Consider the following 10472-nt stretch of genomic DNA (forward strand, 5'->3'; position numbering starts at 1 on the left):
GCTTCACGCACCAGTCCACGACACGGCGGAAGCGGCCGTAGAGCGGACCGTCGAACACCTCGTGCGCCGCGCCCACATGCGGCTTGACCTTGAGCAGGCGCACACCCAGGTAAGGCACGAACACGACAGCGACGATCCACGAAATGATGAGCGCCGCGGTGGTCACGCCGAAGATGGCGAAAGTGTATTCGCCGACCTGCGACTTGGCCATGCCGATGGGCAGGAAGCCGGCGGCGGTGATGAGCGTGCCCGTGAGCATGGGCATGGCGGTCAGCTCCCATGTGGCCGTGGCCGCACGGGCCATCGTGTAACCCTCCTCGAGCTTGCGCACCATCATCTCGACGGCAATGATCGCATCGTCCACCATCAGGCCCAGGGCAATGATGAGCGAGCCCAGCGACACCTTGTGCAGGCCGATGCCCCAGTAGTTCATGACCAGGAAGGTGATCGCCAGCACCAGCGGAATGGTGACCAGCACCACCATGCCCGGCCGCGTGTCGAGATGGTAGGCACGCCAGAAACGCCAGGCCGGCACCGAGGCATCCTTGCGGTGCAGCCCCAGGCTCAGGAAACTCACCGCCAGCACGACCACCACCGCCTCGATCAACACGCGTACGAATTCGTTGACCGAGCCGGCCACGGCCGTGGGCTGGTCCTGCACCTGCACCAGTCGCATGCCTGCGGGCAGCGTCGCCTCGATCGACGCCACAGCCTGTTTCAGCGACTTGCCCAGCGCGACGATGTCGCCGCCCTTGGCCATGGAGATGCCCAGCGCGACGCTGTCATGGCCGTCGTGCCGCACGATGGTCGATGACGGATCGACGTAGCCCATGCCGATGCGCGCGATGTCGCCCAGCCTGAGCTGCGTGCCGTTGCCGGCACGCACCGGCATGGCGCGCAACTGCTCGACCGAGTTGAACGGGCCGCCGACCCGCACCTGCAGCACGTCCTGCGGCGTCTGCACGGCACCCGCCGATTCCATCGCGTTCTGCTGCCCCAGCGCGGCCAGCACCTGCTGCATGTCCAGCCCCAGCGTCGCCAGCCGCTGCTGCGACACCTCGACGTACAGCTTCTCATCCTGCACGCCGAACATCTCGACCTTGCTGACATCCTTCACGCGCAGCAGGGTCTGGCGCACTTCGTCGGCCACCTCTTTCTTCTCGGCCGGCGTGAAGTCATCGCCCTGCAGGGCGTAGATCACGCCATAGACATCGCCGAACTCGTCGTTGAAGAACGGCCCCTGCACGCCCTGCGGCAGGTTCATGCGCATGTCGCCGACCTTCTTGCGCGTGGTGTACCAGAGGTGCTCGACCTGGCCCGGCGGCGAGGTGTCCTTGAGCTGGAAGATGATCAGGGTCTCGCCCGGCTTGGAGTAGCTGCGGATCTTGTCCGCATAGGGCACTTCCTGCAGCGTTTTTTCGATCCGGTCGGCCACCTGGTCGGCCATCTGCTGCGCCGTGGCACCCGGCCAATAGGCCCGCACCACCATGGCACGGAATGTGAAAGGCGGGTCCTCGTCCTGACCGAGCTGGAAGTAGGCACCGATGCCCAGCACCATCAGCACGATCATCAGGTAGCGCGTGAGCGCCGGGTGGTCAAGCGACCACTGCGAGAGGTTGAAGCCCCGGCGGGGCGCGCCAGCGGCCGAGGAGGATTGTGGTGTCTGTGCCATGGTCGGTCGGCCTCAGCGGGTCTCGGCCTGTGGCAGGCTGTCGATGGTGGGGCGCGACGCGCCGAAGCGCGCCACCTGCTGCCCGGGCGTGAGCACGTGCACGCCGGCAGCCACGATCTCTTCGCCGGGCTGCACACCACCTTGCAGCACCACGTCATTGCCATCGGCCATGGCCACCTGGACCGGACGCGGCTGCACGGTGTTGCTCTGCGGATCGAACACCCAGACCACGGTGTCATTGCCCACCCGCGCCAGCGCCGACGTGGGCAGCCGGATCGCCTGCAGCGCTTCACCATGCGTGCCGAAGCTCACCCGCGCGGTGGCGCCGAGCACCACCCGCGCATCCGCAGGCAAGGCCACGCGCACCTGGAAGGTCCGTCCCGCGGGGTCGGCGCTGGCCGCGACCTCGCGCACCACCGCTTCCAGCGGTGCCTCGTGGCTGGCCCACAGCTGCACCTGCACCCGGTCGCCCACGCGAACCGACGCCACCCGGTCCTCGGGTACGCCGAACACCACATCACGCACACCATCGCGCGCGATGCGCACGACCGCCGCGCCGGCCGAGACCACCTGGCCCGGCTCCGCGCCCACCGAGAGCACCACCCCATCGCCATCGGCGCGCAACTGGGCATAGCCGGCCTGGTTGCCCTGCACCGAGGCCTGGGCCATGGCCTGCCGCAGACTGGCTTCGGCCGCGGCCAGCGAGGCCTCCCGGCGCTCCAGTTCGGCCCCACTGATGAAGCCCTGCGCCCGCAGGTCGCGGTAGCGCTTCAGGTCGGCCGCAACCAGGTCGCGCTGGGTCGTCGCCGCGGCGACCTGTGCTTGCCCGGCCTCGGCCGCGAGCCGCAGGTCGGCCGGATCAAGCTCCATCAGCAACTGGCCGGCCTTGACCGGCTGCCCCGCCTCGACATGGCGGCGCAGTACCTTGCCCCCGACCCGGAAGCCCTGGGCCGATTCGACCTGGGCGCGGACCTCGCCCGCGTAGACTTCCTGGGCCGTCAGCCCGGACGGCGCCACCGTCATCAGCTTGACGGCGCGCACCGGCTCGGGCGGCGGCGGTGTTTTCGAGCAGGCCACCAGGGCCAGGGCCACCGATACGACGAAGCCAACGCGCAAGTGTTTCATGGCAAGCAATAATTAATGACTGACCGGTTAGTAAAAATTGTAGTTCAATTGCGGCCGCTGTGCATGTCGCTGCCGACGTCCCTCCCATGACCCCACCCCGCCAGCCGCCCCCGACCCACCGGACCAACGGAGCCGACGATCCACCGCCGGCCGCCCTGACGGGCGCCGTCGGGCACTACGAGAACTTCCCGGTCGCCTCCTGGCTGTGTCCTCCTGCCCTGCGCCCGCCCATCGTGGCCATCTACCACTTCGCGCGCTCGGCCGACGATATCGCCGATGAAGGGGATGCCCCGGCCGAAACGCGCCTGTCCCTGCTGGCCGACATGCGGCGCGACCTGCTGGCCGCCGCCGACGGCCGCTGGCAGGACAGCGCCCGGCCCGGGCTGTTCGAGCCCCTGGCGCACGCCATCGCGACCCATGCCCTGCCCGTGCCGCTGCTGGGCGACCTGCTCTCGGCCTTCGAGCAAGACGTGCGCCATACCGCCAGCGGCCACCGCTACGGCGATCTGGATGAGCTCCTGCACTACTGCCGGCTGTCGGCCAACCCGGTCGGACGCCTGCTGCTGCACCTGTACGGCATCGGCGACGACCGGTCGCTGCGGCAATCGGACGCCGTCTGCAGTGCCCTGCAACTGATCAACTTCTGGCAGGACATTTCGCGCGACCATGCACGCGGCCGCCATTACCTGCCGGCCGACGTGCTGGCGCGGCACGGTGTGCGGATCGAGGATTTCGCACCGCAGTCGGACAACGACCACTGCGCGGCGGTGGTGCGCGAGCTGTGTGAGGACGCGCGCCAGCGCATGGTGCGGGGCGCCCCGCTGGCCACCCGCGTGCCCGGCCGTGCCGGCTGGGAGCTGCGCCTGGTGGTCCAGGGCGGGCTGCGCATCCTCGAGCATTGCGCCGCCCTGCACTGGCGCACCTGGCGCACACGACCACGGCTGCGCAGGAGCGACCTGCCGGTGCTGCTGTGGCGGGCCCTGCGCCAGCGACGCGCCCCGCCAGCCTGATCGCGCGGGCCTGATTACACTCGGGCCAAATCGCCTGAGACATGAGCCCCGACGAATACGCCCAGCAAAAAGCCGCCGCCTCGGGCAGCAGCTTCTATTACGCCTTCCTGTTCCTGCCGGCGGAGCGCCGTTCGGCCATCACCGCCTTCTATGCCTTCTGCCGCGAGGTGGACGACGTGGTGGACGAGGTGCAGGACCCCGGGGTGGCCCAGGCCAAGCTCGGCTGGTGGCGCCAGGAGGTGGCCCAGTCCTTCGCCGGCCAGCCCAGCCACCCGGCCATGCAGGCGCTGATGCCGCATTGCCCGGTCCACGGCATCGAGTCACGGCACCTGCTGGCGGTGATCGACGGCTGCCAGATGGACCTGGACCAGAACCGCTATCTGGACTTCGCCGGCCTGCAACGGTACTGCCACCTGGTGGCCGGCGTGGTGGGTGAAGTGGCCGCCCGCATTTTCGGCCAGAACCACCCGGCCACCACCGAATACGCCCACCGATTGGGCCTGGCCTTCCAGCTGACCAACATCATCCGCGATGTCGGCGAAGACGCCGTGCGCGGGCGCATCTACCTGCCCGTCAACGACCTGCAGCGTTTCGACCTGAAAGCCCATGAACTGCTCAAGCGCGGCGCGGCGCCTGGCACGGATGCCGGCGATTTCGAGCGACGATTTCGCGCCCTGATGGACTTCCAGTGCCAGCGCGCACTCGGCATCTACGGCGAGGCCCTGACCCTGCTGCCACCCGAGGACCGGCGCGCCCAGAAGCCCGGCCTGATGATGGCCAGCATCTATCGCACCTTGCTGCAGGAGATTGCCGCCGACCCGATGCTGGTGCTCACGCAGCGCGTGAGCCTGACGCCGCTGCGCAAGTTCTGGCTCGCCTGGAAGGTGCAGGCGCTGGGCCGCCTGTGAAGGTCCTGGTGGTCGGCGGAGGCTGGGCAGGCCTGGCGGCTGCCGTGCAGGCCTGCCAGGAAGGTCATGAGGTCACCCTGATCGAAGCCACACGCCACTGGGGTGGCCGGGCCCGCGCCCTGGCTCTGCAGGACGCCGCCGGCCATTGCCTTCGGCTGGACAACGGGCAGCACATCCTGATCGGTGCCTACACCGCCACCCTGGGCCTGATGGAAACCGTGGGGGTCGATCTGTCCCGGGCCCTGATGGACCTGCCACTGGGTCTGCCCTTCCCGGATGGTCTGGGCCTGACCACGCCCGCCTGGGCCGCACGCTGGCCTGCGCCACTGGACGCCCTGGCCGCCATGACCACGGCGCGGGGCTGGAGCTGGCATGACCGCCTGGCCCTGCTGCGGCGATCACTGGCCTGGCGGCTGCGCGGTTTCCGGTGCCTGCCGACCGACACCGTGGCGGATGTGTGCCGGGACCTGCCACGGCGAACCATGCAGGACCTGATCGAGCCCCTGTGTGTGTCGGCCCTGAACCTGCCCCCTGCTCAGGCCAGCGGCCAGGTTTTCCTGCGCGTGCTGCGCGATGCGCTGTTCGGCCAGGGACACGGCGCGCTGCGTCCGGCGCACCTGCTGCTGCCGCGCCATGACCTGGGCATGCTGATGCCGGCAAAGGCCGTGGACTGGCTGCGGGCGCGCGGTGTCGACGCACGGACCGGTGCCCGGGCCATGGCACTGCGGCGCGGCGAGGCTGGATGGGCCGTTTCGGTGCGAGAGGACGGTGCCGTGCGCACCGAACATGCCGATCATGTCATCCTGGCCTCCTCGGCCGAAGTGGCAGGCCAGTTGGTCCGCGACGCCGCCACCAGCGTGACGCCCGGTCAGGCCCGCTCCCTGCTCGCCTGGGCCGATCAGGCGCAAGGCCTGCCCCACACCGCCATCGCCACCGTCTATGCCCGGTCGCCCAGTGCCCGGCTGCCCGCTCCCATGCTGGCCCTGCGGCCGGGGGGCACTGCCGGAGACCTGTCTGCCAGCCTGTCGGCCCAGTTCGTGTTCGATCGCGGGCAACTGCATCCCGACGACCCCGTCATGCAAGGGGTGCTGGCCTTTGTGGTCAGTGCCAGCCCCGACGACCGGGTGGCCCTGGAAACCGCTGTCATCGCCCAGGGGCGCCAGCAGTTGGGGCTGGATCAGCTCACGCCGATCCGCACCGTGGTGGAGCGTCGCGCCACCTTTGCCTGCCTCCCCGCACTGGCACGACCGCCCGCGCGGATCGCAGATGGTCTGACGGCGGCAGCCGACTATGTGGACGGCCCCTACCCCGCCACCATCGAGGGCGCTGTTCGCAGCGGCCGGCAGGCGGCCTCGGACCTGGGTCGCCGCCACGGCTTGCCCTGACAGCCCCCATGCCGCATGATGGACATCGCACCATGACCGATCTGCCCCGCCTTCTTCCCTCGCAACTGCGCCTGACCGTCGATCCGGCCAGTCTGGGTTTTGCCGACACCCGTGAGCTGCACGTGAAGTCCCTGCCCTGGATCGGCCAGGAGCGGGCCGAGCAGGCGGCCCGTTTTGGCCTGCTGATGGACAACCCCGACTACAACCTGTTCGTCCTGGGCGAAGTCGGCAGTGGCCGCTCATCCTTGCTGCGTGAGCTGACGCACGCCGTGGCCGCAGAGCGGCCCGTGCCACCAGACCTGTGCTACCTGCACAACTTCGAAAACCCCGAGCGTCCCCGCGCCTTGCGCATGCCCGCGGGACAAGGCCGTGAACTGCGCCAACGGATGCAGCGCCTGTGCCGTACGCTGCAGACGGAAATTCCCCTGCGCCTGGCACGCGATGACTTCAAGGCCGAGAGCGAGCGCCTGCAGGACGCCTACAAGGACGAGGAAAACAAGGCCTTTGCCGAGCTCGAGCAGTACGCCGAGGCGCGCCACTTCAACCTGTTTCGCGAATCGGGCCACCTGGTCTTCACCCTCGTGGGCGACGATGGCAACGCCCTGACCGAAAACGAGGCCCGCGCCCTGCCCCGCGAGCGCCGGGCCGAGATCAGCAAGGCCGAGATCGAGTTGCGCGAGCAGATCTCGCACTTCCTGGAGCAGACGCGCCCGATGGCACGGGTGATGAACGAGGCCCTGGCCGCATTGCGGCGGCAGGTCATCAAGCCCTTGCTGGACCATGAACTGCAGGAGATCCGCGTCAGCCTCAAGAAGCAGATCAAGGACAGCGTCAAGCTCGGCGGCTATCTGGAGCAGGTGGCCCACGACGTCCTGGAACACATCGAGCTGTTCGAGGCGCAGGAAACGGGCGATGAAGAACGGCAACTGGCGCTCGAGTCGCTGCTGGCCCAGTACCAGGTCAATCTGGTGGTGGACAACAGCGCGCTGCGCGGTGCGCCGGTCATCGTCGAGGACAGCCCCACGCCGCATGCGCTGTTTGGCAGCGTCGACTACGAGGCCGAAGAAAATGTCCTGCACACCGATTTCTCCCGCATCCGCACCGGCAGTCTGCTGCGCGCCCACGGCGGCTACCTGATCATTCAGTTGCGCGACCTGCTGGCCGAGGATCTGGCCTGGGAGAAGCTGCGCCGTTTCCTGCGCAGCGGCCGCGTCCAGATCGAGGAGCCGGGCATGGGCCTGATGCCGATTCCGGCGGTCTCCCTGCGGCCCGAATCGGTGGATGCGGACGTCAAGATCGTGCTCATCGGGTCGGCCGCGCAGTACTACCAGCTGCAGAAGGCCGATCCGGAGTTCGCCCGGCGTTTTCGTGTCAAGGTGGATTTTGCCGAGAGCTTCCCCGCCACCGAGGACACGCGCAGGGCCACCTCACTGTTCGTGGCGCACACCTGCAAGCGCCGTGGCCTGCCGCCGTTTGCGGCCGATGCCGTGGCCGCGCTGATTGAGGACACGCACCGCCAGACCGACGACCAGGCGCGCCAGAGCGCGCTGTTTGCCAGGACCGAGGCCCTGGTGGTCGAAGGATCCGCCCTGTGCCGGGAGCGCGGCGGCACGGTGGTCGAGGCGCGCGACATCCACGCGGCGCTGTCGGCCCGCCGTCTGCGCCATGGCTACCCCGAGCAGCGCCTGCTCGAGTCGATCATCGATGGCGAGCGTCTGATCGCGCTGTCTGGCAGCCGTGTCGGCCAGATCAACGGCCTGACCCAGATCGACCTGGGCGACTGGCGCTTCGGCCTGCCGGTGCGCGTGAGCGCGCGCACCCACGCCGGTGGCCAGGGGCTGCTGAACATCGAGCGCGAGGTTGAAATGTCCGGCCCCATCCACGACAAGGGTGTTCTGATCCTGCACAGCTACCTGATCGCCCTGTTCGGCCATCTGGCGCCGCTGGCGCTCAATGCCTCCATCGTGTTCGAGCAGGAGTATGACGGCGTCGAGGGTGATTCGGCCTCGTGCGCCGAGCTGTTTGCCCTGCTCTCTTCCCTGTCGGGCGTGCCTTTGCGGCAGGGCATCGCGGTCACGGGTGCGCTGAACCAGCATGGCGAGGTGCTGCCCGTGGGCGGCATCAACGAAAAAATCGAGGGCTGGTTCCGTGTGTGCGAGGCGGCCGGGCTCGATGGACAGCAGGGCGTGCTGCTGCCCCGGCGCAACCTGCGGCATCTCATGCTGGAACCGGCCGTGGTCGACGCGGTGGCCACCGGGCACTTTCACATCTACACCGCCAGCCATGCCGGCGAAGGCCTGGCCCTGCTGACCGGCATGCCCAGCGGCATCGACGATCCGGTGACGACGCCGGGCCCCTATCCTTCCGGCAGCGTGCTCAGCCGCTGCGAGGCACAGCTTCGGCAATTCCGGGAAGCATGCCGTGCGGCCACCCGCGGCATGCAAGGCGGCTGCCCCTGACGGACTTGTGCCGTCGCCCGGGGAACCATGAGTTCCTACGGGGCTCCCATGGCTGTTGATCCACCCGGGAAAAGGAGATGACTGTCCCATGTCCGAGAGCACTCAGACCATTCGCCAAGCGCTGGCCATCGCGGCCACCTCCATCCTGATGCTGCACGGTGGCCTTGCTCAGGCCCAGACCATGGTCAGTGTCAACGCCAGCACGCTGAACATGCGCGAAGGCCCTGGCACCCGTCATCCTGTGCTGTGGTCACTCAGCCGGGGTTACCCGCTGAATGTCGTCAACCGCCAGGGCAACTGGCTCCAGGTCAAGGATTTCGAAGGCGACAGTGGCTGGGTGGCACGTTCGCTCACCTCGACCACGCCCCACCATGTGGTCAAGGTTCCGACCGCCCACCTGCGCAGCGGCCCTGGCACGCGTTACCGCATCAAGGGCCGGATGGCGTACGGTGAAGTGATGCGCACCCTGCAAAAGCAGGGCCAGTGGGTCAAGGTGCGACACGAGTCACTGGGCCAGGGCTGGGTCGCCCGGCGGCTGGTCTGGGGCTGGTAAGCGGCCGCGCCTCAGCGCCCCAGAGCGTTCGCCTGTTGGTAGGCCAGGCGCCCGATGCAGCGCTGAAGCCAGCCTTGCACGAGCGGGTGACCGTCCATCAGCGGCCGCGATGATGAACGCACCCAGTTGAGCACGCTGGCCACGCACAGGTCAGCCACGGTGAAACGCCCCGCCGCCAGCCAGTCCATGCCGGCCTGCTGTTGTCGCTGCAGATGCTGCTCCAGCACGGCCAGCGGTACCCTCAGGCGCTGCTCGGCGGTCTCGGCCAGTTCGGGCTTGCGTCGCTCGGCCGGCATGGTCCTGCGATGGGCCAGCATCGTCAGGGCATCGGCTTCCACTTCATTGACCGTCCAGAAGCTCCAGCGCAAGGCCTCGGCATCCTCGCGCACCGACGACGGCGTGATGCCCTGCCCGTCCGGGCGGCCATGGTGGCGCGCCAGGTACAGCGCGCAGGCCATGCTCTCCCAGACCACAATCTCCCGTCCCTCTTCCGGACGGTCCACCACCACCGGGATGTGCCCGTTGGGGTTGAGGTCCAGGAATTCGGGCGTGCGGGTCGCGCCGCTCTGGTAGGGGGTGGCCCGGTGTTCGAACGCCAGCCCCAGTTCGGTGGCCGCCCACAGCGGACGGATGGCACGCGACGCCGCAATGCCGTGGATGGTGATGCTCATGGTGGTCAGCCTTTGTGTTGTTTTCAGACACCCAGCAGGCGGCACAGCGCCAGCAGGTCGGGAACGGTGGTGTGGGGCTGCCAGGGATCGTGATCCCAGACGTGGTCGGCGCGGTTGACCCAGGCCAGTTGCATGCCGGCACGCAGCGCCCCCACACCGTCCAGGAGCGCATCATCGCCGACGTGCAGCACCTCGCCGGGCGCCACGCCGGCCACATCGGCCGCCACATGGAAGATACGTGCATCGGGCTTGGCCACACCGCACTCGCGCGCGCTGACCGCCCCACGAAAGTGCATGGCAATGCCAACCTTGCCGATGTCGGCATTGCCGTTGGACAAGGCCACCACCGGAAAGCGCGCGCTCAGGCGCTGCAGTGCCGGCAGCGCATCATCGAACAGCTCCACCTGCTGGCGCGCGGCAAAGAAGACGTCGAATGCGGGCTCGGCCAGTGAAGGGTCGTCACCGGCCTGGACCAGCGCGGTGCGGATCGACTCCCGGCGCAGTGCGCTCAGGTCGTGCGCCAGCTCGGGGTGGGAGTGGGCCATGGCCGCCCGCACCGCCTTCCAGCGGTCCGTGTCGGCACACCAGTCGGCGGTGGCCGGTGCATGCGCCGCCAGCCAGTCCAGCAAGACCTGCTCGGCACGTGCGATCGTCGGCCAGATCGGCCACAGGGTATCGTCCAGGTCCAG

9 protein-coding genes are annotated in these 10472 nt (G+C 68.7%); 5 read left to right on the forward strand and 4 right to left on the reverse strand.

Annotated elements, in window-relative coordinates; all coding sequences use genetic code 11:
* Nucleotides 1-1672, reverse strand: a 1672-nt coding sequence (locus PHQ87_RS10710; protein ID WP_300233820.1) for an efflux RND transporter permease subunit, incomplete at its 3' end; no start/stop codon positions are given.
* Nucleotides 1673-1684: 12 nt separating this feature from the next.
* Nucleotides 1685-2797, reverse strand: a complete 1113-nt coding sequence (locus PHQ87_RS10715) for an efflux RND transporter periplasmic adaptor subunit (RefSeq protein ID WP_300233823.1) — start codon at nucleotides 2795-2797, stop codon at nucleotides 1685-1687.
* Nucleotides 2798-2883: 86 nt separating this feature from the next.
* On the opposite strand from PHQ87_RS10715, the gene hpnC reads away from it, so the two are divergent.
* The 5 genes from hpnC to PHQ87_RS10740 all read left to right on the forward strand — a co-directional run bounded on the left by hpnC (nucleotide 2884) and on the right by PHQ87_RS10740 (nucleotide 9112).
* Nucleotides 2884-3807 carry a squalene synthase HpnC gene (hpnC, locus tag PHQ87_RS10720; RefSeq protein ID WP_300233826.1) on the forward strand — a complete coding sequence of 308 codons (924 nt, stop codon included), beginning with the start codon at nucleotides 2884-2886 and terminating at the stop codon, nucleotides 3805-3807.
* A gap of 41 nt (nucleotides 3808-3848) precedes the next feature.
* Nucleotides 3849-4715 carry a presqualene diphosphate synthase HpnD gene (gene hpnD / locus PHQ87_RS10725; RefSeq protein ID WP_300233829.1) on the forward strand — a complete coding sequence of 289 codons (867 nt, stop codon included), beginning with the start codon at nucleotides 3849-3851 and terminating at the stop codon, nucleotides 4713-4715.
* Nucleotides 4712-6100, forward strand: coding sequence for a hydroxysqualene dehydroxylase HpnE (gene hpnE / locus PHQ87_RS10730; RefSeq protein ID WP_300233883.1), 1389 nt, complete (start codon nucleotides 4712-4714; stop codon nucleotides 6098-6100). Before hpnD ends, hpnE begins: the two co-directional genes overlap by 4 nt.
* A 32-nt stretch (nucleotides 6101-6132) precedes the next feature.
* Nucleotides 6133-8559: an ATP-binding protein gene (locus PHQ87_RS10735; RefSeq protein WP_300233886.1), complete on the forward strand. Its 2427-nt coding sequence runs from the start codon at nucleotides 6133-6135 to the stop codon at nucleotides 8557-8559.
* 88 nt (nucleotides 8560-8647) lie between these two features.
* Nucleotides 8648-9112 carry an SH3 domain-containing protein gene (locus PHQ87_RS10740; RefSeq protein ID WP_300233889.1) on the forward strand — a complete coding sequence of 155 codons (465 nt, stop codon included), beginning with the start codon at nucleotides 8648-8650 and terminating at the stop codon, nucleotides 9110-9112.
* 11 nt (nucleotides 9113-9123) lie between these two features.
* On the opposite strand, the gene PHQ87_RS10745 is transcribed toward PHQ87_RS10740, so the two are convergent.
* Both PHQ87_RS10745 and PHQ87_RS10750 read right to left on the reverse strand, forming a co-directional pair.
* Nucleotides 9124-9783, reverse strand: coding sequence for a glutathione S-transferase family protein (locus PHQ87_RS10745; protein WP_300233892.1), 660 nt, complete (start codon nucleotides 9781-9783; stop codon nucleotides 9124-9126).
* Nucleotides 9784-9806: 23 nt separating this feature from the next.
* The coding region (locus PHQ87_RS10750) for an HAD-IA family hydrolase (RefSeq protein WP_300233895.1) at nucleotides 9807-10472 on the reverse strand (666 nt) is incomplete at its 5' end.

Origin of the sequence: Hydrogenophaga sp. (assembly GCF_028698005.1) — a bacterium.
In the GTDB taxonomy this organism is placed as follows: Bacteria; Pseudomonadota; Gammaproteobacteria; order Burkholderiales; family Burkholderiaceae_C; genus Hydrogenophaga.

Coding starts and splice junctions, on each gene's coding strand:
- PHQ87_RS10715 (WP_300233823.1), bottom strand. CDS start 2,797: ATGAAACACTTGCGCGTTGGCTTCGTCGTATCGGTGGCCCTGGCCCTG.
- hpnC (WP_300233826.1), top strand. CDS start 2,884: ATGACCCCACCCCGCCAGCCGCCCCCGACCCACCGGACCAACGGAGCC.
- hpnD (WP_300233829.1), top strand. CDS start 3,849: ATGAGCCCCGACGAATACGCCCAGCAAAAAGCCGCCGCCTCGGGCAGC.
- PHQ87_RS10735 (WP_300233886.1), top strand. CDS start 6,133: ATGACCGATCTGCCCCGCCTTCTTCCCTCGCAACTGCGCCTGACCGTC.
- PHQ87_RS10740 (WP_300233889.1), top strand. CDS start 8,648: ATGTCCGAGAGCACTCAGACCATTCGCCAAGCGCTGGCCATCGCGGCC.
- PHQ87_RS10745 (WP_300233892.1), bottom strand. CDS start 9,783: ATGAGCATCACCATCCACGGCATTGCGGCGTCGCGTGCCATCCGTCCG.